The organism is Pseudomonas lini (assembly GCF_030812475.1).
Lineage (GTDB): Bacteria > Pseudomonadota > Gammaproteobacteria > Pseudomonadales > Pseudomonadaceae > Aquipseudomonas > Aquipseudomonas lini_A.
Genome location: NZ_JAUSSR010000017.1, coordinates 14,448 through 41,165 on the forward strand (window position 1 = coordinate 14,448; position 26,718 = coordinate 41,165).

Annotated in this window: 29 protein-coding genes; 1 reads left to right on the forward strand and 28 read right to left on the reverse strand. The window is 60.2% G+C overall.

Annotation, left to right across the window (positions count from 1 at the left end):
* Window positions 1–114: 114 nt before the first annotated feature.
* From J2W17_RS26705 to J2W17_RS26825, 25 genes are all read right to left on the reverse strand, one after another.
* The gene (locus tag J2W17_RS26705) at window positions 115–1,113 is read right to left on the reverse strand and encodes an ADP-ribosylglycohydrolase family protein (RefSeq protein WP_307341840.1); all 999 of its coding nucleotides are present in this window, start codon (window positions 1,111–1,113) and stop codon (window positions 115–117) included.
* Window positions 1,110–1,823: a GntR family transcriptional regulator gene (locus J2W17_RS26710; protein ID WP_307341844.1), complete on the reverse strand. Its 714-nt coding sequence runs from the start codon at window positions 1,821–1,823 to the stop codon at window positions 1,110–1,112. The genes J2W17_RS26705 and J2W17_RS26710 overlap by 4 nt, the downstream gene beginning before the upstream one ends.
* Window positions 1,824–2,046: 223 nt before the next feature.
* Entirely contained in the window at window positions 2,047–3,015 is a 969-nt protein-coding gene (gene araH / locus J2W17_RS26715) for an L-arabinose ABC transporter permease AraH (protein WP_307341847.1), read from the reverse strand.
* 9 nt (window positions 3,016–3,024) lie between these two features.
* The gene (gene araG / locus J2W17_RS26720; RefSeq protein WP_307341851.1) at window positions 3,025–4,584 is read right to left on the reverse strand and encodes an L-arabinose ABC transporter ATP-binding protein AraG; all 1,560 of its coding nucleotides are present in this window, start codon (window positions 4,582–4,584) and stop codon (window positions 3,025–3,027) included.
* 65 nt (window positions 4,585–4,649) lie between these two features.
* Entirely contained in the window at window positions 4,650–5,654 is a 1,005-nt protein-coding gene (locus J2W17_RS26725; protein ID WP_307341855.1) for a substrate-binding domain-containing protein, read from the reverse strand.
* 131 nt (window positions 5,655–5,785) lie between these two features.
* On the reverse strand, window positions 5,786–6,604 hold the full coding sequence (locus J2W17_RS26730) for an SDR family oxidoreductase (protein ID WP_307341858.1): 819 nt from the start codon (window positions 6,602–6,604) through the stop codon (window positions 5,786–5,788).
* Between the two features lie 198 nt (window positions 6,605–6,802).
* The gene (locus J2W17_RS26735) at window positions 6,803–7,675 is read right to left on the reverse strand and encodes an SMP-30/gluconolactonase/LRE family protein (protein ID WP_307341862.1); all 873 of its coding nucleotides are present in this window, start codon (window positions 7,673–7,675) and stop codon (window positions 6,803–6,805) included.
* A 60-nt stretch (window positions 7,676–7,735) separates the two neighbouring features.
* Entirely contained in the window at window positions 7,736–8,488 is a 753-nt protein-coding gene (locus J2W17_RS26740; protein ID WP_307341865.1) for a FadR/GntR family transcriptional regulator, read from the reverse strand.
* A 140-nt stretch (window positions 8,489–8,628) separates the two neighbouring features.
* Entirely contained in the window at window positions 8,629–9,189 is a 561-nt protein-coding gene (locus J2W17_RS26745) for a DUF1285 domain-containing protein (RefSeq protein WP_307341868.1), read from the reverse strand.
* Window positions 9,190–9,207: 18 nt separating this feature from the next.
* Window positions 9,208–9,813 carry a DUF4823 domain-containing protein gene (locus J2W17_RS26750; protein WP_307341871.1) on the reverse strand — a complete coding sequence of 202 codons (606 nt, stop codon included), beginning with the start codon at window positions 9,811–9,813 and terminating at the stop codon, window positions 9,208–9,210.
* Window positions 9,814–10,088: 275 nt separating this feature from the next.
* The gene (locus tag J2W17_RS26755; protein WP_307341874.1) at window positions 10,089–11,057 is read right to left on the reverse strand and encodes a GTP 3',8-cyclase MoaA; all 969 of its coding nucleotides are present in this window, start codon (window positions 11,055–11,057) and stop codon (window positions 10,089–10,091) included.
* Between the two features lie 140 nt (window positions 11,058–11,197).
* On the reverse strand, window positions 11,198–11,836 hold the full coding sequence (locus J2W17_RS26760; RefSeq protein ID WP_307341877.1) for a TetR/AcrR family transcriptional regulator: 639 nt from the start codon (window positions 11,834–11,836) through the stop codon (window positions 11,198–11,200).
* A 394-nt stretch (window positions 11,837–12,230) separates the two neighbouring features.
* Entirely contained in the window at window positions 12,231–13,022 is a 792-nt protein-coding gene (locus J2W17_RS26765) for a TatD family hydrolase (protein WP_307341882.1), read from the reverse strand.
* 14 nt (window positions 13,023–13,036) lie between these two features.
* Window positions 13,037–13,393: a PilZ domain-containing protein gene (locus tag J2W17_RS26770; protein ID WP_307341885.1), complete on the reverse strand. Its 357-nt coding sequence runs from the start codon at window positions 13,391–13,393 to the stop codon at window positions 13,037–13,039.
* Window positions 13,394–13,435: 42 nt separating this feature from the next.
* Entirely contained in the window at window positions 13,436–14,422 is a 987-nt protein-coding gene (locus tag J2W17_RS26775; protein ID WP_307341886.1) for a DNA polymerase III subunit delta', read from the reverse strand.
* Entirely contained in the window at window positions 14,415–15,047 is a 633-nt protein-coding gene (tmk, locus tag J2W17_RS26780; protein ID WP_307341890.1) for a dTMP kinase, read from the reverse strand. The genes J2W17_RS26775 and tmk overlap by 8 nt, the downstream gene beginning before the upstream one ends.
* A gap of 19 nt (window positions 15,048–15,066) precedes the next feature.
* Window positions 15,067–16,347: an endolytic transglycosylase MltG gene (gene mltG, locus J2W17_RS26785; protein ID WP_307341893.1), complete on the reverse strand. Its 1,281-nt coding sequence runs from the start codon at window positions 16,345–16,347 to the stop codon at window positions 15,067–15,069.
* A 3-nt stretch (window positions 16,348–16,350) separates the two neighbouring features.
* On the reverse strand, window positions 16,351–17,166 hold the full coding sequence (gene pabC / locus J2W17_RS26790) for an aminodeoxychorismate lyase (protein ID WP_307341896.1): 816 nt from the start codon (window positions 17,164–17,166) through the stop codon (window positions 16,351–16,353).
* Complete coding sequence (fabF, locus tag J2W17_RS26795) at window positions 17,166–18,410, reverse strand: beta-ketoacyl-ACP synthase II (RefSeq protein WP_307341898.1); 1,245 nt, start codon at window positions 18,408–18,410, stop codon at window positions 17,166–17,168. Before fabF ends, pabC begins: the two co-directional genes overlap by 1 nt.
* A gap of 108 nt (window positions 18,411–18,518) precedes the next feature.
* Entirely contained in the window at window positions 18,519–18,755 is a 237-nt protein-coding gene (acpP, locus tag J2W17_RS26800; RefSeq protein WP_003442511.1) for an acyl carrier protein, read from the reverse strand.
* Window positions 18,756–18,946: 191 nt separating this feature from the next.
* Window positions 18,947–19,690: a 3-oxoacyl-ACP reductase FabG gene (gene fabG / locus J2W17_RS26805; RefSeq protein WP_307341901.1), complete on the reverse strand. Its 744-nt coding sequence runs from the start codon at window positions 19,688–19,690 to the stop codon at window positions 18,947–18,949.
* A gap of 16 nt (window positions 19,691–19,706) precedes the next feature.
* Entirely contained in the window at window positions 19,707–20,645 is a 939-nt protein-coding gene (gene fabD, locus J2W17_RS26810; protein ID WP_307341903.1) for an ACP S-malonyltransferase, read from the reverse strand.
* Between the two features lie 125 nt (window positions 20,646–20,770).
* Window positions 20,771–21,781: a phosphate acyltransferase PlsX gene (gene plsX, locus J2W17_RS26815; protein ID WP_307341906.1), complete on the reverse strand. Its 1,011-nt coding sequence runs from the start codon at window positions 21,779–21,781 to the stop codon at window positions 20,771–20,773.
* A gap of 4 nt (window positions 21,782–21,785) precedes the next feature.
* Window positions 21,786–21,968, reverse strand: coding sequence for a 50S ribosomal protein L32 (rpmF, locus tag J2W17_RS26820; protein WP_003179396.1), 183 nt, complete (start codon window positions 21,966–21,968; stop codon window positions 21,786–21,788).
* Between the two features lie 13 nt (window positions 21,969–21,981).
* Window positions 21,982–22,509, reverse strand: coding sequence for a YceD family protein (locus tag J2W17_RS26825; RefSeq protein WP_004371317.1), 528 nt, complete (start codon window positions 22,507–22,509; stop codon window positions 21,982–21,984).
* Between the two features lie 105 nt (window positions 22,510–22,614).
* Between J2W17_RS26825 and J2W17_RS26830 the strand changes: the two genes are divergently transcribed.
* The gene (locus J2W17_RS26830) at window positions 22,615–23,193 is read left to right on the forward strand and encodes a Maf family protein (protein ID WP_307341909.1); all 579 of its coding nucleotides are present in this window, start codon (window positions 22,615–22,617) and stop codon (window positions 23,191–23,193) included.
* A 237-nt stretch (window positions 23,194–23,430) separates the two neighbouring features.
* Here J2W17_RS26830 and J2W17_RS26835 read toward each other — a convergent pair whose 3' ends face one another.
* Genes J2W17_RS26835 through rluC form a run of 3 tightly spaced genes read right to left on the reverse strand, consistent with a single transcriptional unit; the run spans window position 23,431 to window position 26,053 of the window.
* Window positions 23,431–24,420 (reverse strand): S49 family peptidase, encoded by a 990-nt coding sequence (locus tag J2W17_RS26835; protein WP_307341912.1) that lies wholly within the window; start codon window positions 24,418–24,420, stop codon window positions 23,431–23,433.
* A 24-nt stretch (window positions 24,421–24,444) separates the two neighbouring features.
* Entirely contained in the window at window positions 24,445–25,104 is a 660-nt protein-coding gene (locus J2W17_RS26840) for an HAD-IA family hydrolase (RefSeq protein WP_307341915.1), read from the reverse strand.
* Window positions 25,091–26,053, reverse strand: a complete 963-nt coding sequence (gene rluC, locus J2W17_RS26845; protein ID WP_307341918.1) for a 23S rRNA pseudouridine(955/2504/2580) synthase RluC — start codon at window positions 26,051–26,053, stop codon at window positions 25,091–25,093. The genes J2W17_RS26840 and rluC overlap by 14 nt, the downstream gene beginning before the upstream one ends.
* Window positions 26,054–26,718: the final 665 nt, after the last annotated feature.

Genomic DNA, 26,718 nt, shown 5'->3' on the forward strand with positions numbered 1-26,718 from the left:
AATTGAGTGCGCGGCGCGCCCTTCGCGAGCAAGCCCGCTCCCACAGGACCGCGTATACCTTAAGGTTTGCACTCCCTTGTGGGAGCGGGCTTGCTCGCGAAGAGGCCAGTCCAGTCAACGCAAGGCCAACAGCCCCTGCACCAGAGGTTCCAGCTCCAGATGATTAACGGCCTTTATCTGCTCGATCATCGCCGGCGGCCAGCTCTCAAGCCCCAGGCAAGCCCCAAGCATCGCCCCGAGGATCGCGGCAATGGTATCAGTGTCCCCCCCAAGACTCGCAGCCATGCACAGCGCTTCGAAGGCATTCATTTCGCCAACGGCCACTTGCTGGGCCAGGGCGAACGACACCACCACCGATTCCTGTGACGCCACCGAGGTGCCGATCACGTCGTAAAGCAAATCGGCGAGCGTCGCCCGATCGTTGTCGACACTGAGGGTCCGTGCCCAGCCGATGCGCGACGCGATGCGCCCGCCCGCGACCCAGTGGCCATGCCCTTCGGCTTGCAATGCCATTTGCTGGCCAAGGTTCAAGGCCTCGCCCAGGTCCATGCCGTTGATCCCGGCCGAGACCACCGCCGCCACCGCCGCCGCGCTGGAAATGCCCAGCGTGGTGTTATGGGTGACCTGGCAGGCCTGCACCACGGCATTGATGAAAGGTACAGGATCGGCGACATTCGCCGCGATCCCGACGGGCGTGATGCGCATGGCTGCACCGTTGGTGGTGCCATAGCGCCCCGACTCTTGGGCAGATTGGCCAGCGAGAATCATCTCGATCGCCCGCTTGGTCGACGGCCCGAGCAAATCCTGCGAGCCCTTGGCCTGCATCGCGGCTTCCCATTCGATCAGGCGTTGCGCGAGCATCGACGCTTCGATCCGACCCGCGCCATCGATCAACAACTGACCGACCAGAATCGCCTGTTCGGTGTCGTCGGTGATCGAGCCCTTGGGCATGTTCGCGGCGATCGGCTGATCCGGACCGGCATCCTGCAAATCGTGGATCTCTCCGAAGCGCGTCTTGATCTCGACGCGGCTCAGCGATTGCGTCGGCATGCCCAACGCATCGCCCAGGGCCAGTCCATAAAATGCGCCCAGGGCATGGTCAAGCTCGGTCATTGTGTAGGTCCAAATTGCAGGTGCAGCCGAAAATGCACGGGATCGAGCAAGCTTTCGACCTGTTCCATGAAGCGGTTTTGCCGGTCGTAGGTGGTGCGCAAGGCTTTGAGAAATACCGTACCGGGCGCACGGCCCAGCAATTCGGCGTCTTCGGCGCTCAACGGTTCGGCGCCGATCCATTGATCGCCGCGCTCACCGATGTAGCCGTAGGCGGCCAGGGTGATGGTCAGGGAATTATCGATCAGTCCGACCCGTGGCAGGCTTTCCAGGCCTCCGGTGGCGGGCATCAGTGAGCGTTCGAGGGAGACCAGCTTGCCGTCGGTGGAACGGCGGCGGCGGTCGAGGGTGATGAATTGGTCGGTGCCGAAACGCGGCAGCAGGTCAGGACGGGTTACCGCCTCCAGCCGCAGCACTTCGGTATTGATCAGCGCCCCGCTGTCGGCCAGGGCCTGGGCCCAGCCGTTGCGTTGATCGAGCATGACACCGTCGAACGTGACGATGGAGCCGACCCCGCTTTGCGTCGCGATGTAATGGCGCCGTTTCAATTCGGCCAGGGCTTCGCGCAGCGTGCCTCGGCTGACCTTGAATTCTTGAGCCAACTGATGCTCGCCCGGTAATAGAAGGCCGTCCTCAAGGAGGCCGCTTTCAATGCGCCGAATGAGTTCATCGACCACCCGTTGTTTCTTGTCAAATCGTACCTGTCTAATCATGTACAGCGTAATAACCGAAATATCGTTAGACGATCAAGGAATATTTCAGGGAAATGACGGGAGGGGTAGGCGTTTGTCAGGGAATTGGGGGGAACACAACGTTAGTGCGCGACGCAAACCTACTGTGGGAGCGAGCCTGCTCGCGAAGGCGTCGGATCTAACAAAATGATGTTGGATGTGCCGGCGCCTTCGCGAGCAGGCTCGCTCCCACAGGAAATGAGGGTTACCGTTGTTTCAAACGGTCAATCACCACCGCCAACAGCAATATCGAACCCCGAATCACATACTGATAAAACGTATCAATGTTCTTCAGGTTCATCGCATTCTCGATGATCGCCAATATCAGCACCCCGGCAATCACATGCCGGATCATGCCAATCCCGCCACTGAGCGATACCCCGCCCAATACGCACGCCGAGATCACCGTCAGTTCGAAGCCCTGACCGATCATCGGTTGCCCGGAAGTCATGCGCGAGGCGAGGATCACCCCGGCCAACGCCCCTATCACCCCGTGCACGGCAAAGATGATGATCTTGGTCCGGTCTACGTTAACCCCGGCCAGCAACGCCGCCTCCTGATTGCCGCCGATGGCCATGGTGTTGCGCCCGTAGGTGGTGTAGTTCAGCAGCCAGCCGAAAAACACAAAGCAGACGATGGTGATGAGGATCGGCACCGGCACGCCGAACAACTGGCCGTTACCGAAGACGAAGAACGACTCCTGTGACACGCCCACCGCTTTGCCGTTGGCAAAAATGTAGGCCAGGCCGCGAACGATCTGCATGGTCGCCAGCGTGGTGATCAACGCGTTGACCCGCAGCTTGGCAATCACGATGCCATTGATCAGCCCGACGATCAGCCCCATCGCCAATGCTGCCGCTACACCAAGAAACACGCTGTCGGTGTCGCGCATCACTACCGCCGCGACTACGCCGGCACAGGCGATGACCGAACCCACAGACAAATCGAAGTGCCCCGACGCCAGGCAATACAACATGGTGCACGCCGCAATTCCGGTGGTGGAAATCGCCAGGCCCAGCCCCCGCATGTTCAGCGGCGACAGGAAGTTGTCGATCAGCAGCGTGCAGAGTATGAAGATCGCGACGGCCGCCAGCAGCATCACCCAGTCATCGAGAAATCGCCGCAGGTCCAGAGGTTTGCGCGGTGTTGGCAAAGCGTTGTTTTGAATAGTCATAGTCACCTCTCAGTTCGCCACGCCGGCGGCGCGTTGGCGTGGCAAAGCCAGTTGCAGCAGGTTGGATTCATTGGCCTGTTCGCGGGACAGTTCGCCGCGCATCGCGCCTTCGCAGAGCACCAGGATGCGGTCGGAAATGCCCATGACTTCCATCAGGTCGCTGGAGACCACGATCACCGCGACGCCGCTGGCGGCCAGGTCATGGATGATCTGGTAGATTTCGGCTTTGGCGCCGATGTCGATGCCACGGGTCGGTTCATCGAGCAGCAGGACTTTCATCGGCATCGACAGCCAGCGTCCAAGAATCGCTTTCTGCTGATTGCCGCCGGACAGGTACATGATTTTCTGTGCAGCGTTCGGCGTCTTCACTTTCAGCGCCTTGATCTGTTTATCTGCGTTGTCCTTTTCCCACAGGCCGCGCAACAGGCAGCCGAACGTGGAATGGGCACCGCGCGCGCTGATGTTGATGTTTTCCGCGACGCTGGCGAGCGGCATGATGCCCTCCTTCTTGCGGTCCTCGGGACACAGCAGGATCCCCGCGGCAATCGCATCGCGCGGTGAACGCAACCTCAATTCATGACCTCGCAACTCCAGGTGTCCGGCGGTACTGCGCACCAGGCCACTAAGCATGCGAAACAGTTCCGTGCGCCCGGCACCGACCAGGCCGAACAGACCCAATATCTCGCCCTTGTGCACCTCGAAACTCACCGGCTCGCGCAGGCCCGGCCCCAGCAACCGGTTGACCTTGAGCGCCACCGCGCCACGCTGACGGGGGCGGTAGTCGTAGATATCCTGAATGTCGCGACCGACCATGCAGGTCACCAACTGGTCGTGGGTCAGTTCGCTCATGTCTTCGAACGTACGCACGAAGCGGCCATCCTTGAACACTGTCACCGCGTTGCAGATGCGGAACACTTCTTCCATGCGGTGAGAGACATAAAGCACCACTTTGCCCTCGTCCCGCAGGCGCCCGATGATTGCCATCAACCGATCGATTTCCCGCGCCGACAGGCTGCTGGTCGGTTCGTCGAACGCAATCACGTGCGCGCCACGGGACAACGCCTTGGCAATTTCCACCAACTGCCGCTGACCGAGGGACAGGCGCCCGACTTTCTCTTGAGGCTCGATTTCATCGGCCAGGCCCTTGAGGCAGGCCAGTGCCTGTTGCCGTAACGCGCCACGATCGATCAGGCCGAAACGGGCGGGAAGATGACCCAGGAAGAGGTTTTCGGCCACGGTCATTTCCGGCACCAGATGCAACTCTTGATGGATCACCGCGACGCCACTGCCAATGCTGTCGGCGGTGGATTTGAAGACCACGGTCTGCTCGCCGATCTGCAGATCGCCGCTGCTCGGGATGTAGGCACCGCCGAGGATTTTCAGCAGCGTCGACTTGCCGGCACCGTTCTCGCCCATCAAGGCGTGCACTTGCCCCGGGTGGGCAACGAAGCTGATGCCGTCCAGCGCCTTGACCCCGGGAAAGGTCTTGCCGATCCCGTTGAAGCGCAAGCTGCCACTGCCGCTAAAAGAACAGCCGTTGTGTTGTTGTATTTTTGTTTGCGCGTGCATAACCCACCTCTTCACACAGTCCAGGCAACCCCGTCCCCGGGGCCGCTGATGAAATCAACCGCGCCTCAGTTCCACAGGCCGATCTTTTCCAGTTCCTGCTTGAAGTTCTCGCGCGTGATCAGTGTCACGTCGTCCATCGCCGTGTATTTGGGTGGTTCTTTGCCGGTGGTGACCCACTCGTACATCATGCTCGCGGTGTTGTAGCCCTCGATGTGCGGGCTCGGCAGCATCGAGCCGAAGAAACCGCTGTTGGCTTTTTTCAGTTCGCCGATGGCATCGGTGCCGTTGATGCCGATGCCGATGACGTTGGCCGCGGCGAAACCGGCGCTTTCGGTAGCGCGCACGCCGCCCAGGACGGTGTTGTCATTCATGCCGCCGATGATCAGGTTCTTCGCCGCGCTCGGCAGCTTCACAAGGGCCGAGTTGGTGGCGTCCATGCTGCCCGGCACGTCGAGGGTTTTCAGGGCCGAGAACAGAATGTGGTCTTTGGGCATCCCGGCGTCTTCCAGGGCCTTGGCCGAGCCGTCGGTGCGTTTCTTGCCGGTGTCGAGTTCGTTGTAGGTGTTGATCACCGCGTAGGTGTCTTTCCAGTCCCAGCCGCGTTTTTTCGCCTCGGCGGCCATGGCATCGCCCTGTTTCTGGCCGACTTCGAAGGCGGCCATGCCCAGGTACGGCACGTCTTCCATGAACTTGCCGCTGGCATCGACGAAACGGTCATCGACCGCGATCACTTTCAAGCCGTTGAGCTTGGCCTTGGCCATGATCGCAGGGCCCAGGGACACATCCGGCGGACAGATCACGAAGCCCTTGGCGCCATTAGCCGCCAGGCTGTCGATGGCCGAGAGGGTTTTCTCGCCATCAGGCACGGCGATCTTGATCACCGTGAAGCCCTTCTCCTTGCCAGCCTTTTCGGCGAATGCCCATTCAGTCTGGAACCAGGGCTCTTCCGCCTGCTTGACCAAAAACCCGATTTTTACTTCCTCGGCCGCGAGCAATGAACTGCCCAGGCTGACCGCAGTGACCGCCAAAGCGGCACAGCAAAGGGAACGGATCCCACGACGACGATTCATAAGCAGACTCCTTGTTATTGTTGTTGAGCGTTATTTGTTCAAGCCGGTGCAGCAGTCATGTCTGTAGCTAATAGTCATATCATATGATGATTGAATGTCAGGCGTAGCCTTGCGCCTGGAACCGCGGTTGCTCAGTCGTGGTACATCACCGAGCGGCCACCGTCGATGGTGATGCAGGAAGCGTTGATGAACGGCGCTTCATCGCTGGCCAGGAATACCGCGGTCATGGCCACTTCGATGGGCTGACCGATGCGCCGTGGTGGATGCAGGTCGAAAGCCCGCTGACGCTCCGCATGGGGGTCGGCGAAACCGTTCCAGTAATCGACGTTGAGTTGGGTTTCGATGTAGCCCGGCGCAATGGCGTTGACTCGAATGCCCTTCGGCGCGTATTCGATGCCCAGGGCGCGGGTCAGGCCGAGCAAGCCGTGCTTGGCCACGGGGTACGGGAAGCAGCCCGGAATGATGTGAGTGGAATGGGTCGAGGCGATGTTGATGATGCTGCCGATGCCCTGCTCGATCATGTGCGGCAGTACCGCCTTGCAGCCGAACCAGGCACCGTCCAGGTCGATGGCGAAACAGCGGCGCCAGTCTTCCTCGGTCATTTCCAGCGGGTCGCGGAACACGTTGACCCCGGCGCAATTGACCAGCACGTCGATCCGGCCGTGACGCTCGATCGCCAGCCGGGCCATGGCATGCAGGTCCTGCTGGCTGGACACGTCAGCCTTGATCGCCTGGACATCGAAGCCTTTGTCGCGCCAACCGGCGGCGACCCTTTCGACTTTCTCACCCTGGATGTCGCTGATGATCATTCGGGCCTGCTGGGACGCAAAAGTTGCCACAATCGCTTCGCCAATGCCCTGGGCGGCGCCGGTCAGCAACACCACCTTGTTTTTCAGGCGCTCGCCCTGGGGCGGCTCGGGCACGGGAGGTAAGGAAAGAGGTTCAGCCATGAATCAAGACTCCTTTTTGCAGGCACGACAAAAACCGGGCATCGATCGATGTCCGGTCAAAAGGCTTTGAGGAAAATCCCTGCATCACTTCACCTGTTTTGTTTTTTTAAGTGTGAGTGCGTGTAGCTGATGGGGCCGACTATAAACCCGGCCCTTATAAAATCTCAATATATAATTTTAGATCCCATATTTAGGGATTTATCCGCCGAATCTCTGACAGACCTTTCCGGGCACATCGACCTGAATCGACAGCAACGCGCCATCCAGGGGATGATTGAGCGGGCTTGCAGCGCTGGTTATGTACAGCGTCTTGAGGTCTTCACCACCGAACACGCAACTGGTGGGACGACTGATCGGCAGTTCGAGCACACGATCGACCTGCCCCTGCGGCGTCAATCTCAACAGACAGCTGCCGTCCCACCGAGCGTTCCAGAGATAACCCATGGCATCCATCGCCGAGCCATCAGGGCCGCCGCGCTCATGGGGGCCGAACCAGGGTCTGGCTGGCCCCAGGCTGCCATCGGGGCGGATGAAATACTGAGAGATCGTGCGATCGAGGCTGTCGGCGAAATACAGGCTGGTGGCGTCATCGCTCCACAGCAGGGTGTTGGGAATGCCCAAGCCCCGGAGCAACGGCGTGACCCGGGCATCGCGATCGATACGAAACAGGCCGCCGCTGCGATGCACGATGGGCACGTCTTCGCCTTGGCCAATGTTGTTTTGCATGGTGCCGAGCCAGAGCCGGCCCTGGGCATCGCAGCGGGCTTCGTTGGCACGGTTGCCGGGTTGCGGATCGGCGATGCAGAACAAGGTGAGGCGTGGCTCCAGGCCAGGGGAGTCCAGGTCCAGCCGATAGACTCCGCTGCTCAAGGTCACCAACGCGTCGCCACTTTCGCAGGGAATGAAGGCGGACACGTGCTCTGGCATCTGCCAGATCTGTACGTTGGCGCCGATCAATCGCAGCGCTTGCCGGCCGGCGATGTCGACCCAGTACAGGGCTTGGGTCGGTGTATCCCAGAACGGGGCTTCGCCGAGTTGGGCCCGGTGCTCGGTCACTGCGGTCCATTCCATGAAACCTCCTGCATTATTCTTGTTTTTGTAGGCGCGAGCTTGCTCGCGATGGTGTATCAGCTAAATCGATGTCGATTGACACTCCTTCGCGAGCAAGCTCGCTCCTACCCTGTCGGCCATGACCTGGGGGTAGTAGCGCTTGATGGCCAGGTCGGCGTTGTCGATCAGGGTCATGCAGGCCCAGACGCCCCGCGCGCTATCCCGCGAGGCGATGGCATCGGCCATGTCCTTGTGAATCGGCAGTGTGCGGCGCAGCTCGGCCGGATCGGCGGCGGATACCTCGAAGGACACCGCCAGCAGCGCGCCGAGGGCCGGGACCATTTGTTCGATGAACTGGTTGTGGCTGGCGGCGAGGATGCATTCGTGGAAGAACTGGTCGGCGCGGTTGTAGTCAATGCCGCTGTCCACCGCCCTCTCCAGTGCGTTGTACGCTTGAAGTATGGCGCGCACCTGTTCGGCGCTGGCGCGCTCGCAGGCCCAACGCACGGCCATCGGTTCGATGGTGCGGCGCAGGTCGAGCAGGTCGTCGACGAAGTTTTCAGGCAGCCCGCTGCGCGACAGCCAGCCGACGACTTGCGGATCGAAGAGGTTCCAACGCCGCACCGGCAACACCCGCGTGCCCACCTTGGGCCCGACTTCGAGCATGCCTTTGGCGACCAGGGTCTTGATCGCTTCGCGGATGACCGTGCGGCTGACACCCAGCTGTTCGCCGAGGTCGGCTTCGACCTTGAGGGCTTCACCGGGCTTCACTTGGCCCGTGGCGATCCAGCACCCCAGCCAATCGACGGTCGACGCGTGAAAACTGCTGGACATGGACACCTCGATGCTGGGACGGCACAGGGCCGTTCGCGATAGGTGTTCACGCTAATCATCATATGATTGGCTGTCAAATTGATTTTTGAAGAGAGCGCAGATCCAATGTGGGAGCAAGCCCGCTCCCACAAGGGTATGCGTCAGGGCTCGAGGCCTATGGGGAAGAATTCACCGCCGCTCCAGACACCAAGCCAGCGTTGCCCGTCGATTTCGCGGGTCACGGCAAGTTCTACCAACTGATAGAACACATTGCGGTGGATCAAGGCTTCGAGGTTGGTGCGCACATGCACATACGGCGCCGGCTCTTGCGTCACCGGGTCGATCACCACTCGCATCGGGTGTTCGGCACCGGCCTCGGCGGTCTCCTCGACATTGGTGGTAAAGCGCAAGACCTGCGCTTCGCCCTCGCCTTCCACTTCCACGGCAATCGCGACGAAAGGCGCATTGTCCACCTTGATCCCGACCTTCTCCACCGGGGTAATGAGGAAGTAATCATCGCCGTCGCGGCGAATGATGGTGGAAAACAGCTTGACCATCGGCTTGCGCCCTATCGGCGTGCCCAGATAATACCAGGTGCCGTCGCGGGCGATGCGCATGTCGATGTCGCCGCAGAAATCGGGATTCCACAGGTGGACCGGTGGCAAGCCTTTGGTCTTGGGGATTTGCCCCAACAGGTCGTTGGCTTTTTGCGGGCCACTCATGGCGTTCTCCTTCTTGAATTAGTGGTCGCTGAGCCCCAGCAAGCTACGAGCATATTGCTCCAGCGGCGGGCCCATCAGGTCTTCCGGCTTGGCGTCGTGGAACGTCAGCAAACCGCCACGACTCTTGATACGTGCAGTATCAATCAAATACTGGGTGCTGGTCTCGATCAACATGATCTGAATGACGCCACTGTCGATACCGAGTCGATCCACGGCTTCCTGGTCGAGCCATTCGTCGGAGTTGCCGATACGGTCGTCAGCCTTGGCAAAACGGGTGTAGAGCAGGTAATGCGCACCGGCGGCACGGGCGTCCCGCATGGCCTGGTCGAGACCTTCCGGCACCCGGGCACGGCGTACCATGGGGAAGTATTCGATAAAGCCATCGAAGGCGATTTCGGCTATTACGTTGGGTCGTGGATAGGCACTGCCCGGGGGCGCGAAGGCGCCTTGGGCGATGTAGACGAAGGAGTCCGGCTGAATGCGCAGATTATTGGCGCGGCGGCTGTCGCTATGGTCGAGCAGGCCCGCGTCGCTCATGTGGTAGCGCGTGCCTTCGGCCATGTCGCTGACATTCATGCAGCCACCGAGCACCAAAACGGCCAGCAGCAAAAGCAGGCTACGCATCCTTCCCTCCAGAGGCCGGTGACGGAAAACCGGCGAATGGGCGTTGAATGCAGCTTCCGCGCCAGCTCAAGTCCATCGTCGCCTGTTCGAATGCCTTCGCGGGCAAGCCTCGCTCAGGTGTACGCAGGCCCCTGTAGGAGCCGGCTTGCTGGCGAACCAGGCGATGCGGTGTGTCAGGCATGCCCCCTTCGCTGCGGTGCGGCGATCCGACAAGCCAGCTCCTACAGGAGTTCGCGACCCCTTGTCGGAGCGGGCTTGCTCGTGAAGGAGGCCTGTCAGCCGCCGATAATCTTCATGATGGTCGCACCGCCGGAGAACGCCACTTCCTGCTTGTCGCCCAATGCCTTCACCAACAGCCGTTGCAAGGCCGGCAATGCCTGATGGCGCGGCTTGTCCAACAGGTCACCGACATAGTGACGATTGCTCGACGACAAACAGCCATGCAGCCACCCCGTAGACGACAGGCGCAAACGCGAACAGGTCCGGCAGAACGGCACGCTTTCGTTGGCGATCACGCCAAAGTAGCCCTGCCCCGGTACCTCGTACCGCACCGCAGTGGCATCGACGGGCGCATCGGCCTGCAAGTATTCGTGGTGCTCGCCGATCAGGCTCAGCAACTGCGCAAGACTGACAAACTGCTGCAGGAAGGCATTGGAGTCGCTGGCCAGGTGGCCCATGCGCATCAGCTCGATGAAGCGCAGCTCATAGCCGCGCGCCAGGCAGTAATCGAGCAGCGGCATCACTTGATCGAGGTTCTGCCCGCGCAGCGGCACCATGTTGACTTTGATTTTCATCCCCGCCGCGCTGGCCTGGTCCATGCCGTTGAGCACCGTCGCCAGATCGCCGCCACGGGCAATGCTGCGGAATGCGCTGGCATCCAGGGTATCGAGGGAAACGTTGATGCGGCGAATACCGGCGTCCACCAGCAGTGGCAGCTTCTTGGCAAGCAACTGGCCATTGGTGGTCAGGCTGATGTCATCGAGGCCCATCTGACCGACAGCCGTCATGAAGGCTTCCAGTTTTGGGCTGACCAGCGGTTCACCGCCAGTAATGCGCAAGCGCTCGATACCAGCGGCTTCAATCAGATAAGCCACACCCCGTGCCATCGCTTCCGCCGACAACTCGTCCTGCGCAGCCACCAGCCGCTTGCCGTTGGGCACGCAGTAGGTGCAAGCGTAATTGCAGGCTGAAGTCAGGCTGATACGCAGATTGCGAAAACGCCTGCCTTGACGGTCAACGATCATGGATCACTCCGGCAAAAGGAAATTCGAACGCGTAAAACTTGACTCACAAATCAAGTTTTAGCAAGTCCTATGCCTGAGTATATTCCTGAGGTACTGCGCCATGTAGCTAAATCATGGCGCATAAAGCCAACTGGACGGGTTCAGCTACTCTGGGTGTCGCTATCGCGCTTGCGCTTGTTGCCCATGCGCACGCCAATCTCCATCAGGAACTGGAAGAAGCCTTCCTGATCTTCCAGCACATTGCTCCAGAACGGCGAGTGATACAGCGCAACGGCGCCGTGCACTAGCGCCCAGGCTGCGCAGTAATGGAAGTAAGGCGGCACGTCTTCGAGTTTGCCTTCGCTGATCCGGCCCTTGATCAGCAGTGTCAGGCGTTCGAAGTTCGAGGCGCGGATCTTGTGCAGTTCCTCGACCATCTCCGGCACCTGGTTGCCCTTGACCACCTTTTCTTCCAGGCGGTCGAACAACCGATAGCGTTGCGGGTCGCGCATGCGGAATTCGAAATAGGCCCGGGACAGCGCCTCTTTGTCCTTGTCGACATCGGCCGAATGCAACAGCTCGTTCAGGTCGCGCTCGTAATCGAGCATCAGACGCAGATAAATCTCCGCCTTGGACTTGAAGTGCTTGTAGATCGTGCCTTTGCCGATACCGACGGCATCAGCGATCATCTCGACGGTGACACTGTCTTCACCCTGATCGAGGAACAGCTTGAGCGCGGTATCGAGAATTTCTTGCTCGCGGCGACGAAACTCACGGACCTTACGAGGTTCTTTATGCATAAGAAAAGGTCTGTAGGGGTCAAAATTCGAAGCCGCGTATTATGCCTAACTTGCAACAAAATGCACGGATCATCCGAGCATATCTATGTTTCTTGATGATTTCACGCAGATAGCCGGTTGATGAGAACGCTTCCGAAGCGTGCGTATTCCAAAATTGTTTAAAAACCCGCCCTGCTAAACTGGACTCATCGCAATACTGATCAATACTTCAAATGTCGGCGGGGCATCTCCCCCAAGTGTCACGCCGATATAGGTACCAACGGACCGCGTACCTTTGTTTTACTCCTAATGGTCTTAACCCGGATTCACCCCCCAGAACCCGGGTTTTTTTTGCCTGCGATTCAGTGAGCCTCCGTCGTCTGCCGAAGGTTTGTGGCGCCGATCTTTACTCGCGTTACGCCGATGCCCTGACATGCGCCAATGGAAACAATCGTTTGAAGTTTTCCGTGGTCTGCTCGGCAAACCGCTCATAAGGCTCACCGCGCAACATCGCCAGAAACTCTGCCACTTCCCGCACATACTGCGGCAGGTTGGGTTTGCCACGATAAGGGATCGGCGCCAGGTATGGAGAGTCGGTTTCCACCAGCAAGCGGTCGGCCGGAACCTTGCTCGCCACATCGCGCAACGCGTCGGCATTGCGGAACGTGACAATCCCCGACAGGGAAATGTAATAACCCATGTCCAGCGCCGCTTTCGCCATGTCCCAGTCTTCAGTGAAGCAATGCAGGACCCCCGCCTGAGGCAGCGCCGCTTCACGCAAAAGACTCAAGGTGTCGGCTCGGGCGCCACGGGTGTGAATGATCACCGGCTTGCCCGTCTGCCGTGCCGCCTGCAGGTGCAGGCGAAACGAATCCTGCTGTAACTCGGCCGCTTCCGGTTCGTAGTGGTAGTCCAGGCCGGTTTCACCGATCGCCACCACGCGCGGATGATTCAATTCCTGCAGCAACCACTCCAGCGCTGGTGCCGCACCGGGTTGCACATCCAGCGGATGCACACCCACCGAGCAATCGACATCGTCGTACCGTTCGGCCAGGGCCTTGACCTCGGCGGCGTTGTCGACGCTGACGCCGATACACAGAAAGTGACCGACCCCGCGCTGACGGGCGGCATCGAGCGCAGCATCCAGTGAACCGTCGTGAGCGGCGAGGTCGAGGCGATCAAGGTGACAATGGGAATCTACGAGCATAAAAGGGCTGCAACTTACATCGTATGGGTAGGACGGTCGGACTTCAGGGCTCCGGCCAGATGGGTTTCGATTCGACTGCGCGCGGTATCGTCGCCTTCGTTGAATTGTACGCCGACCCCCGCGGCCCGGTTGCCTTGGGCGCCCTTGGGGGTGATCCAGGTGACTTTGCCGGCGACCGGGATTTTTTCCGGCTCGTCCATCAGGTTCAGCAGCATGAATACCTCGTCGCCCAACTTGTAGCTTTTATTTGTGGGGATAAACAGGCCGCCGTTCTTGATGAACGGCATGTAAGCCGCATACAGCACGGCCTTGTCCTTGATCGTCAGGGACAAGATGCCGTTGCGCGGTCCCGGATTGACGGCTTCATTCATGCTGATCTCCATGGCTGATGTTCAGAGTCTAGGCGCGAACGGTCACTTCTGGCCAGGCAAGGACGCCCATTGCACCAACAGGGCTTCCAGTAACAGCGCCGGATTGAGGTTGGCTTTGTTCATCACTTTCTGACGCTGGGCGAGAATCCAGTCCTGAATGGCGAGCACTTTGGCCTGAGCTGTTTTCTGCGCCAGGTATTGAATGACCTTGCGCATGTCCGTCAGGCCCAGACCTTCTTCATCCTGGGTCAACTGATAGCGCAGGATCAGGCTCGACCAGTCGCAGAACCAGTCGAACAACTGCAGCTGCGGTATGGTTTTCCATTCTTCGGCCAGTTGGGTCGGCGACTGTTGCTGCTTGAGCAGTTTTTTCACGCCATCGACCACCAGCGCCCGCTGTTCACGCACACCCCGGGCCTGCAACTTGACCGCGGCCAATGGCGACCCGGCGGCGAGTGTCAGCAACTCGACCCGTTCCTGCGGCGAACAATCCGGCAGGGCCTGCGCCAGCCACGCCAGGCTCATCGCCTCGCTGGGCAGCGGACACGCCTGCTGCTGGCAGCGGCTCTTGATGGTCGGTAACAATCGACTGCTCTGGTGGCTGACCAGCAGCAACACGGTATCGCCGGACGGCTCTTCGAGACTTTTGAGCAAAGCATTGGCGGCGTTGACGTTCATCGACTCGGCCGGCTCGATCAACACCACCTTGCGTCCGCCCATCTGCGCGGTCTGGACCACGAAACCGACCAGTTCGCGCACCTGATCGACCTTGATCGCCTTGTCGGCTTCTTCCGGCTCCAGGATGTAGTTGTCAGGGTGGCTGCCGGCCTTGAGCAACAGGCAGGATTTGCATTCACCACAAGCGTCCTGGGCGGTCGGACGCTGGCACAATAAACTGGCCATCAAGCGCTCGGCCAGTGCGCGCTTGCCGATCCCGGTCGGGCCATGCAGCAAATAAGCGTGCGCGTGCTGCTTGCGCCCGGCCAACTGCTGCCAGAGGCTGTCCTGCCACGGGTAGGCTTCAGCCACGGGTCAGCTCCAGCACGCGCGGGAGCAAAGTATCCAACGCCTGCTGAACCTGAGCCAGTGGCTGGGCGGCATCGACCAGGACATAACGCGCCGGGTCCGCTTCAGCACGCTTGAGAAAGGCACTGCGCACCGCATCGAAAAATGCCCGGCCTTCGAGTTCGAAGCGGTCCAGGCGACCGCGAGCGCTGGCCCGCGCCAGACCCACTTCGACCGGCAGATCGAAAATCAGCGTCAGGTCGGGGCGCAGGTCGCCCTGGACAAAGCTTTCCAGGGTCGCGATGCGCTCCAGGGACAATCCGCGGCCGCCGCCCTGATAGGCGTACGTCGAGTCGGTAAAGCGATCACACAGAACCACGGCGCCGCGGGCCAGCGCCGGGCGAATCACCTCGGCCATATGCTGGGCTCGCGCGGCGAACACCAACAGCAATTCGGTGTCGGGGTTCATGACTTCGTCGACGGGCGCCAGCAACACCTCGCGGATCCGCTCGGCCAGGGGCGTGCCACCCGGCTCGCGGGTCAGCACCACCTCGATACCGGCGGCGCGCAGGCGCTCGGCCAGGTATTCGCGGTTGGTGCTCTTGCCGGCGCCTTCCGGCCCTTCCAGGGTAATAAACAAGCCAGTCACAGGCAGTCCTTAGTCAAAGTCATTGCGGGCTTCGCGGCGCAGTCGCATCCGGCTCGGGTGCGGCTGCGGGTTCTTCAGCGGGTTGCTGCGCCGGCTCCGGTGAGGACTGCTGTGGCGGCTCATCGACAGGCGCAGATGATTCGGGTGACGCCCCCTGGGCGGGCTCCTGCGGCGGCACCGGCTCCAACGCCTCAGGGGCGATGTTGGGCGAGGCGGCCGGAATCGGCATCTGCTCGTCCAGCGCATCCGGCGCTTCCGGCGCGGTCGCAGGTCCCGGGCTGGAGCGGTAATCGGCGCGGCGCTTGAGCTGGAACTCACGCACCGCGTTGTTATGGGCGTCCAGATCATCGGAGAACACGTGGCTGCCATCGCCCCGCGCCACGAAATAGAGGCTGTTGCCCGCCACCGGGTTTAGCGCAGCATGGATCGCTTCACGACCGACCATGGCGATCGGCGTCGGCGGCAGGCCGGAAATCATATAGGTGTTGTAAGGGGTCGCTTCCCTGAGGTGGGCACGGGTCAATTTGCCGTTGTAGCGGTCACCCAGGCCGTATATCACGGTCGGATCGGTCTGCAACAGCATGCCCATTTCCATGCGCCGCACAAACACGCCGGCGATCTGCCCGCGTTCCTGAGGCACACCGGTTTCCTTTTCAACCAACGAAGCCATGATCAGCGCCTGGTAGGGTTCGGTGTACGGCACGTCGGCCGAGCGCTGCCCCCATTCTTTGGCGAGGACTTCGTCGAGACGGTCGTAGGCTTTCTTCAGCAGTTCGACGTCGGTCATGCCGCGCACGTAGCGATAGGTATCGGGGAAGAATCGGCCTTCCGGGAAGATCCCGTCGTGACCGAGTTTCTCCATGACCTGGCTATCGCTCAAACCTTCGAGGGTCTGTTCGAGTTTTTCTTCCTTGCCCAGGGCCTGACGGACCTGATGGAAATTCCAGCCTTCGACCAGGGTCAGGCTGTACTGAACGATTTCCCCGCGCTTCCACAGATCGATCAGCCCTTCGACAGTCATGCCGGGCTGCATGCGGTATTCGCCCTTGTGCAAGGGTTGCCGGGCGAGATTGAAACGCCAGTAAACGCGCAGCCAGAACGCGTCCTTGATCACGCCATCGGCTTCGAGTCGATAGAAGGTGCGGGTCGGCGTGGTGCCTTTGGGCACTTCCAGCAGTTCTTCCCGGGTGATATTCAGCGGCTGTTCCAGCGCCGAATGGATTTTCCAGGCAGAAGCGCCCAGACACAGCCCCGCCAGAACCAATCCGGTTTCCAGCAGCAGCAATAATTTACGTCTCACGAATCAAGTATCCAGTAGCGCGCGGGCAATATTTTGCAGTTTACGGGTGAGCGGCCCAACCGGCCAGCGCAGTGCTGCATAGGCGCGTACCGGCCAAACGCCATACACACTGTTGCAGACAAAGACTTCATCGGCCCATTGCAGCTGGTCAAGGCTGATGTCGGTGATGTGCGTAGGGATGCCCGATGACTCGGCTTGAAACAATAATTCCGCACGCATCACGCCGGCCACGCCACAGCGCTTGAGATCGGCCGTGATCAATTCCCCGTCGCGCACCAGGAACAGGTTGCTGAATACGCCTTCGATCACGCGACCGGCCTGATCGAGCATCAGCCCTTCTGCGTGCTCGGTGTCTCGCCACTCGGCATGGGCGATGACCTGTTCAAGGCGATTGAGATGTTTGAGCCCGGCGAGCAAGGGCTGCCTGGCCAGGCGCGTCGAGCAGGGAAACAGACGCACGCCCTGCTCCGCGTTCGCCACCGGATACGCTACGGGAGGATTACCTTGCAGGATGCGCCGCGCCTGCGCCAAAGGATCCGGTGCGTAACCGCGCAGACCGTCGCCACGGGTGACGATCAGCTTGAGTACGCCCTCGCCCAACGCTTGGGCGTAGCTCGATAATTCGGTGCACAAGGCACTGTGGTCGAGGTTGAGCGCCAGGCGCTGGCAACCCTCGACCAAGCGCACCAGATGCCGGTCCAGCAGCACTGGAGCGCCGTTGTGCACGGCAATGGTCTCGAACAGACCATCGCCATAAGCCAGGCCGCGATCCTTCAGCGACAGAGCGTCAGCCGGCTGACCGTCGACCCAGCTGTCCATCAGTCAGCAAACCGGCGGAACACCAGCGAGCCGTTGGTACCGCCAAACCCGAAGGAGTTGGACAGCACCACATCGATATCCATATTGCGCGCGGTGTGGGGCACGAAATCGAGATCGCAGCCTTCGTCCGGCTCATCGAGGTTGATGGTCGGCGGCGCCACCTGGCTGTTGATCGCCAGCACACTGAAAATCGCTTCGACCGCGCCCGCCGCACCCAGCAGGTGACCGGTCATGGACTTGGTCGAGCTGACCGCCAGCTTGTAGGCGTGATCACCGAACACCGACTTGATCGCACAGGCTTCGGCAAGATCGCCTGCCGACGTCGAGGTGCCATGGGCGTTGATGTACTGAACCTGATCGCCATTGATCTTCGCATCGCGCAAGGCATTGGTGATGCAGCGTGCAGCGCCCGCACCGTCAGCCGGCGGCGAAGTCATGTGGAAGGCGTCGCCACTGGTGCCGAAACCGATCAGCTCGGCATAGATGGTCGCGCCTCGCGCCTTGGCGTGCTCCAGCTCTTCGAGCACCAGCGCACCGGCGCCATCGGACAACACGAAGCCATCACGGCCCTTGTCCCACGGGCGGCTGGCGCGGGTCGGCTCGTCATTGCGGGTCGACAGTGCGCGAGAGGCACCAAAGCCACCCATGCCCAGGCCGCAGGCCGCCATTTCGGCACCGCCGGCAATCATCACGTCGGCTTCGTCGTACATGATGTTGCGCGCCGCCATGCCGATGCAGTGCGTACCGGTGGTACACGCCGTGGCGATGGCGTAGTTGGGTCCCTGTGCACCCAGGTGGATCGACAGGAACCCGGAAATCATATTGATGATCGAGCCTGGCACGAAAAACGGAGAAATCCGTCGCGGGCCGGATTCATGCAGGGTGCGGCTGGTTTCTTCGATATTGGTCAGACCGCCAATACCCGACCCCATGGCCACGCCGATTCGCTCGCGGTTGGCGTCGGTGACTTCCAGGCCAGCGTTGCGAACAGCCTGAAAACCTGCGGCCAGACCGTACTGAATGAACAGGTCGAGCTTGCGAGCTTCCTTGACCGACAGGTATTCCTCGACATTGAAGCCCTTTACCGAGCCGCCAAAACGGGTGGAATAGGCAGAAAGGTCGGTGTGTTCGATCAGACCAATGCCACTGCGGCCAGCCAGAATGCCCTGCCAACTGCTCGGAACATCCGTACCCAGTGGCGACAACATACCCATACCGGTGACTACGACGCGTCTACGCGACACAGCACTCTCCTTTTTCAAATGACGACTTTGCATCAGGCCTAAAGAAAAAACCGCACGCCATGATGGCAGTGCGGTTTTTCCATGACAGCGAGCAACGACTACAAGCTATTACGCCTGGTGGTTGGTAACGTAGTCGATTGCAGCTTGTACAGTAGTGATCTTCTCGGCTTCTTCGTCAGGGATTTCGGTCTCGAATTCCTCTTCCAGAGCCATCACCAGCTCAACGGTGTCAAGGGAGTCGGCACCCAGGTCTTCAACGAAGGAAGCAGTGTTGACCACTTCTTCTTCTTTAACGCCCAGTTGCTCGGCAACGATTTTCTTGACGCGCTCTTCGATGGTGCTCATACCTTGTTTTCACTCCTAATGGACAAATTCAGGCAGCTGGCCAGTGGGTAAGTGTATAGAAAGACTTTTCAGTTTTTCAACTGAAAGCTTCACTCCTCAGACCCGGTGGCCCTCTGTCTATAAATAGATTGCAGCTTTATAACGGATTTTAGACAGCTCGTATGACATTTTTTTGAAACGATCCGTCACATTTAACTCATGTACATCCCGCCGTTCACCGGGATTGTAGCCCCAGTAACGTAAGCCGCACCGTCGGATGCAAGAAAAGCGACCACAGACGCGATCTCTTGAGCTTGTCCCAGACGGCCCAGCGGAATCTGCGTCTGCAGGGCTTCACGCTGCGCCTCGGGCAGTTCGCGGGTCATATCGGTGTCGATGAACCCTGGGGCCACCGAGTTTACCGTAATCGAACGCGAGCCGACTTCACGCGCCAGTGCACGGCTGAAACCTTCCAGACCGGCCTTGGCGGCAGCGTAGTTTACTTGGCCTGCGTTGCCCATGGCACCCACAACCGAACCAATACTGATAATTCGTCCCCAACGGGCCTTGGTCATGCCGCGCAAAACGCCCTTGGACAGGCGGAACAGACTGTTCAGATTGGTATCGACGACGTCATGCCATTCGTCATCTTTCATCCGCATCATCAGGTTATCGCGGGTGATACCGGCATTGTTGACCAGGATCGCCGGCGCACCGAACTGTTCCTGGATACTCGCCAGCACCGCTGCGACGGATTCGTCGCTGGTGACATTGAGTTCCAGGCCAGTGCCTTGAATACCGTTGTCCTTCAGGGTCGCGGCGATGCGCTCGGCACCCGCGGCAGAGGTCGCGGTGCCGATAACGATAGCGCCCTGACGACCCAGTTCCAGGGCGATAGCCTGGCCGATGCCGCGGCTCGCACCGGTGACCAGTGCAACTTTACCTTGCAGACTCATGCAAGCTTCTCCTGATTCAGGCCAACGCTGCACGGGCGGCAGCGAAAGCATCTGGGGTATTGAGGTTGGATGTCGACACGCCTTCGGCGCAACGCTTGTTCAGGCCGGCCAGCACTTTGCCGGGGCCGCATTCGACCAGTTGGGTCGCGCCCCTTTCAGCCAGCGCCTGGACCGACTCGACCCAGCGCACAGGCTTGTAGAGCTGCTCAAGCAGATCGCGCTTGAGGGTTTCCAGATCCGCCGGCACGTTGGCGCTGACGTTCTGTACCACTGGAATCCGTGGTGCCTGCCAGTCGATCGCCGCGATCGATTCGGCGAAACGTTCGGCTGCCGGACGCATCAGCTCGCAGTGCGACGGCACGCTGACCGGCAATGGCATGGCGCGCTTGGCGCCACGGGCCTTGCAGCCTTCGATGGCGCGTTCGACCGCCGCCTTGGCACCGGCGATGACCACCTGGCCCGGGGAGTTGAAGTTGACGGCGCTGACCACGTCGCCTTGCGCCGCTTCGGCGCAGGCGGCCAGCACGTCGGCGTCTTCCAGACCGAGGATCGCGGCCATGCCGCCCTGCCCCGGCGGAACGGCTTCCTGCATCAGCTGACCGCGGCGTTCGACCAGCTTGACCGCGTCACCCAGGCTCAGGCTGCCTGCCGCCACAAGGGCGCTGTATTCGCCCAGGCTGTGACCGGCGACATAAGCCGGCCGCGCGCCGCCTTCAGCCAGCCACAGGCGCCACAAGGCGATCGAGGCGGTCAGGATGGCCGGCTGGGTTTTATCTGTCTGATTGAGTTGCTCTTCCGGCCCCTGCTGGGTCAGTGCCCACAGGTCGTAACCCAGGGCATCGGAAGCTTCTTTGAAGGTGTCGAGGACAAGCGGATGTTGCGCGCCCAACTCGGCCAGCATGCCGAGGGACTGCGAACCCTGTCCCGGAAAGACGAATGCGAGGGAAGCAGACATGTAACAAGCCCCTAATGATCTTGTCGCCGAAGAATTGACGTCCCGCCCTGGGACGCAAGAAAACTGACAATTGGATGGCCAATTGAACTGAGCGGTCACATTTAAGCATTGTCCGACGAAAACGCCTAAAGCAACAAATCCTCCAGACGACCGTGAATCCGTTCCGGCAGATTTTCCTGGATCTCGATCAAGGCTCGCGAGATGGCGCTCTGAAACCCCTGGACCCCTGCCGAGCCGTGGCTTTTCACGACAATCCCCTGCAACCCGAGGAAACTGGCACCATTGTGCCGGGCAGGCGCCAGATCGGCTTGCAGCCGTTTCATCAGTGGCAACGCCATTGCGCCGACCACTTTTGATGCAAGGTTTTTCTTGAACAGGGCTTCGATGCGCCCGGCGATCATGGTCGCCAGGCCTTCGCTGGACTTGAGCAGGATATTGCCGACAAACCCGTCACAGACCACCACGTCCGCCTCGCCGCGGTACAGGCCGTCACCTTCGACAAAACCTATGTAGTTGATGCCGCGGGCATTCTGCAACAAGGTTGCCGCCAGCTTGACCTGCTGGTTGCCCTTGATGTCTTCGGTGCCAATGTTCAGCAACGCGACCCGAGGACGAACGATACCCAGGGTTTCTGCCGCGACCGACCCCATCACCGCAAACTGCAACAGATGTTCGGCGCTGCAATCGACGTTGGCGCCCAGGTCGAGCAACTGGCAGTAACCCTTCTGCGTCGGAATCGCCGCGACCATGGCCGGCCGATCGATGCCCGGCAGCGTCTTGAGGACAAATCGCGACAACGCCATCAGTGCGCCGGTATTGCCGGCACTGACGCACGCCTGGACCTTGCCGTCGCGTAGCAGCTCCAGCGCCACGCGCATCGACGAATCAGGCTTGCCACGCAACGCCTGGGCCGGCTTTTCGTCCATGGTGATGACTTCGCTCGCCGGTGCAATCGACAGACGCGCACGATCCACAGCCGATTGGCTGGCGATCAGTTCTTCAAGGAGTGAGGGTTGACCGACAAGGGTCAGGTGCAACGAGGGCGTGGCATTCAGACAAGCAAGGCTGGCCTGAACAATGCTGCGGGGACCGAAGTCCCCGCCCATTGCGTCAATCGCGATGACTTGAGCGGACAAGTGATTACTCGTCAGCGCCCTTGTCGATCACTTTACGGCCACGGTATACGCCTTCTGGCGATACGTGGTGACGCAGGTGAACTTCACCGGTGGTTTTTTCTACAGACAGGGTGCTAGCCTCGAGAGCGTCGTGCGAACGACGCATGTCACGGGCAGAGCGGGATTTTTTGTTCTGCTGAACAGCCATAATTGATTAACTCCTAAACGTTTGGGTCACGCTTTAACTGCGCCAATACACTGAACGGGTTGGACCGCGTTACCTCGTCCTCGCTCGGTTCGGGCTCATCGAGACCCGCCGGCTGCTGGCATTCTTCCGGATGATGAGCAGGCACAATGGGCAAGGCGAGCAGAAGCTCCTCCTCGATCAGTGACTGCAGATCCAATGGATCTTCGCCCAGTTCCAGCACGTCATAACCTTTCGGCAACGACTGGGTATTCGCACCCTCTTTCACCACAGCGTAACTGCATTCGCTGTGGATCGGCAGGGTGACCAGCTCAAGACAACGCTGGCAAACCATTTTGACTTCGGTGTCGATAAAGCTGTGGATGACCACAGATTTACGTTCATCTCGTTCAAAAACGAATTTAGCCTGCACCGTACCGACAGTGTCGGAAAGCGGGTCGCAGAGTCTCTCCAAATCGGCCAGCAGCAGTTCACCTTGAAGGGTGGTGCCACGGTCAGCCAATTTGCGCGGGTCAACGTGAGGTGGAATCGGGTCATTCAACATAGGCGCAGCATTATAGGGATGCCCCCGGGCATGTCAAAGGAAATTCAGCCCTGTCCGTCACTTGGTCACCTCGCTAGAATTCGCACCTGCCTTATGGAGATGCGCATGCTGCCTTTATTACTCGCTTCAAGCTCGGTCTATCGCCGGGAGTTGCTGGCCCGCCTACAGCTGCCGTTCACCTGCAGCTCACCGGATATCGACGAAAGCCATCGCCCGCATGAGTCCGCCATCGAACTGGTCAAGCGCCTCGCCGAGGCCAAGGCCCGCGCACTGGCTGATAGCCATTGCGCTCACCTGATTGTCGGCTCCGATCAGGTCGCGGTGCTGGGCGAGCGGATCATCGGCAAGCCTCATACCTTCGACAAGGCGCGGGAGCAATTGCTGGCCGCGAGTGGCGCCAGCGTGACCTTCCTCACCGGCCTGGCCCTGCTCAACAGCCAGACGGGCGCCTGCCAGGTCGATTGCGTGCCGTTCACCGTCCACATGCGCACACTCGACATCGCGCGCATCGAGCGCTACCTGCGCGCTGAACAGCCCTACGACTGCGCTGGCAGCTTCAAGGCCGAAGGGTTGGGGGTGAGCCTGTTTCAAAGCACCGAAGGCCCTGACGCCACCAGCCTGGTCGGCCTGCCGTTGATTCGGTTGATCGACATGCTGCTGGTCGAGGGCGTGCAAATCCCCTGAGACACCACCCCCCTGTGGAAGCTGGCTTGCCAGCGAAGGCGTCCATCCAGGCGATGTTTACATCAACTGACCCACCGCCCCCCTGTAGGAGCTGGCTTGCCAGCGAAAGCGTCCATCCAGGCGATGTTTACATCAACTGACCCACCGCCCCCCCCCTGTAGGAGCTGGCTTGCCAGCTCCTACAGTTAATCGGTGCGAGGCCCAAATGGGGGAGACACCCACCACACATCCAAAAATTCAGCGCAGCGACGGCCCCTGAAATCCCATCCACATCGCCAGATGCTCCGCCACACTGGCGCCGAGCTTCTTCGAGAAGCGATCGAACGGCGATTCCTGAACGGTGAAGTCCACCAATTCCTTCTCGCCGATCACATCACGCGCCACGGAACTGGCACTCCCCAGGCCATCGATCAGCCCCAACGGCAGCGCCTGCTCGCCCGACCAGACCAGGCCGGAAAACAGCTCCGGGTGCTCCTTGTCCTTGAGGCGCTCGCCCCGCCCTTTCTTGACGCTGGCGATGAACTGCTGATGAGTGGTATCGAGCACGCCCTGCCAGAACTGCGTTTCTTCAGGCTTCTGCGGCTGGAACGGGTCAAGGAACGACTTGTGCTCGCCCGAGGTATAAGTACGTCGCTCGACACCCAGCTTCTCCATGGCCCCGACAAAACCATAACCGGCCGCCGTCACCCCGATGGAGCCCACCAGGCTCGCCTTGTCGGCATAGATTTGATCGGCCGCACTGGCGATGTAGTAAGCGCCGGAGGCGCCCAGGTCGGAGATCACCGCGTAGAGCCTGGTGTCCGGATGCAGACCGCGCAGACGGCGAATCTCGTCATAGACGTAACCCGACTGCACCGGACTGCCGCCCGGACTGTTGATTCGCAGGATGACGCCCTTGACCTTTTCATCCTCGAAGGCGGCACGCAGGCTGCCGACGATGTTGTCGGCGCTGGCGGGCTCCTTGTCGGCAATCATGCCGGTCACGTCGATCACCGCGGTGTAGTTGCCACTGCGGGTCGCGGCTTTTTCCATGTCCATCAGTGGCGAGAACAGCATCAGCGCGCCAATCAGGTACACAAAAGTCAGCAACTTGAAGAAGATCCCCCAGCGACGGGACCGGCGCTGCTCTTGCACGCTGGCCAGCAAGGTCTTCTCCAGCAGCTTCCAGCTTTTCTCTTCACCGCTCTCTGCGCTCGCCTTGGCGGGTGCTTTCCATTCGTCAACCATGACATCTACCCCAGCAAAAACGGTTTAAGCCTGGCTCAGCCAGGCATGCAATTCTGAAAAACGGTCAATCGCCAGGCGCGGCTCGAACAGCTTCAGCGCCTCGATCGATTGCGCGCCGTAACTGACGGCCACCGAGTCCACGCCGGCGTTGCGCGCCATTTGCAGGTCGAAGGACGAATCGCCCACCATCAACGCCTGCTCCGGACGGACACCGCAATGCGCGACGATCTGTTCCAGCATCAGAGGATGGGGCTTGCTCGCCGTTTCATCGGCGGCCCGGGTGATGTCGAAATAATCTTCCCAGCCATGGGACTTCAGCACCCGATCCAGCCCTCGACGAGCCTTGCCGGTGGCCACTGCCAAGTGATACCCATCGGCGCGAAACGCCTCCATGGACTCGACCACACCTTCGAACAATGGCGAGGGCACGGCTTCGGAGGCGATGTAGTGATCGGCATAGTGCTGGCGAAAGGCGACCAATTCATTGTCGCCAATTTCCGGATACAGCGTACGAATCGCTTCCGGCAAACCCAGACCGATGATGCCCTTGACGGCAAAATCATCGCGCAACGGAAACCCGGATCGCTCGGACGCCACATGCATCGCCTCGACAATCCGACCAATGGAGTCGGCCAGCGTGCCATCCCAATCGAAAATCAGCAGCTTGTAATCAGATGGGCGCACTCAATCGCTCCACGGTCTTGGCCCACATCTCATCGACCGGCGCCTGCAATTTCAGTTCGCCACCATCGGGCAGCGGCACGGTCAACAGGTAGGCGTGCAGGAACAGGCGTTTTCCGCCCAGGTCGCGAATCTCTTTGCTGAAACCTTCATCGCCGTACTTGGTATCGCCAGCGATGCAATGCCCGGCATGCAAGGTGTGAACCCGAATCTGGTGGGTGCGGCCGGTGATCGGCCTGGCTTCGACCATCGTGGCAAAGTCGCCGAAGCGACGCAGGACCTTGAACACGGTCACAGATTCCTTGCCTTCCTCTTCGTCGACCTCGACCATGCGCTCGCCCGAGCGCAGGTTGCTCTTGCCGAGCGACGCCCGGACCTGCTTGATCGAGGCCGCCCAGTTACCGCGAACCAGCGCCATGTAGCGCTTGTCGACACCGTCGCCACGCAAGGCCGTATGCAAATGGCGCAACATGCTGCGCTTCTTGGCGATCATCAGCAGGCCGGAGGTATCACGGTCGAGACGATGAACCAGTTCGAGCTCCTTGCAATCGGGACGCAACTGACGAAAGGCTTCGATCACCCCGTAAGTCAAGCCGCTGCCACCGTGAACCGCGATGCCGCAAGGCTTGTTGATCACGATCAGCGCCTTGTCCTCGAAGACGATCGAGGCTTCAAGCCGCTGCAACAGGCCCTGGGCCAGCGGCACCGGTTCGTCGCGTTCAGGCACGCGAACCGGCGGCACGCGGACGATATCGCCCGCCTGCAGCTTGTATTCGGGCTTGATCCGCCCCTTGTTCACCCGCACTTCGCCCTTGCGCAAAATGCGGTAGATCAAGGTCTTGGGCACGCCTTTGAGCCGAGCGAGCAGGAAATTATCAATTCGTTGGCCGGCATATTCCGGCGAGACCTCCAGCAGTTGTACCGCTGGGGTCGAAGGGGCAGTAGTCGTCATGCCGCGATGATAACAATTTTTTATGGAATTGAAGCACTTAATCATTGCTGCTATAGTCGCGAACGCCGCCAAAAGTGGCCTGGACAGCGGACCAACGGTCAAAAACCGGCCCTGACCATCGCAATTCACGAGGACGAGAGGCCGTCCTACGGGGCTTTCGCTACGTAACGGTAGAGTTCGCAGGTGTAACAAGCGCAGGTGACATGAGGCCTGAATCATGCCGCAAAGCAGAGTTTTCACTCGCCTTGCGAGCAAATATTCACGGCCAGTTCACAAAGTGCAGTCAGCTACGGACAACCCCGAGCGAACGCTTCGGAAACAACGCCTAAATTAGCCATGATGCGTGACCTCCCCCTTCGGAGCTCACGGTAAATGCCAACCCGCTGCGGATTCTGCGCGCGGCAGCACCCGAATTATCAGGGATACGTGTAGGGTGGAGATGCACAACCGCTGGACTGTGTAGCATTAGGCTTTATCAAGACGCTTCATCTCGTCCACAGCCGCCGGTTGATTCCTCCTCCTGACTGAGTGCTTAAGTAGCCACAGCAAGCAGGACGCGTACGTCGCGATGAAGGCCCACATTGGCCGGACTTCGCTGGACACGGGAATGGCCAACCATTCCCGACGCACCTGACACCGACCGTGAGAAGTCGTGTGTGCCGAAC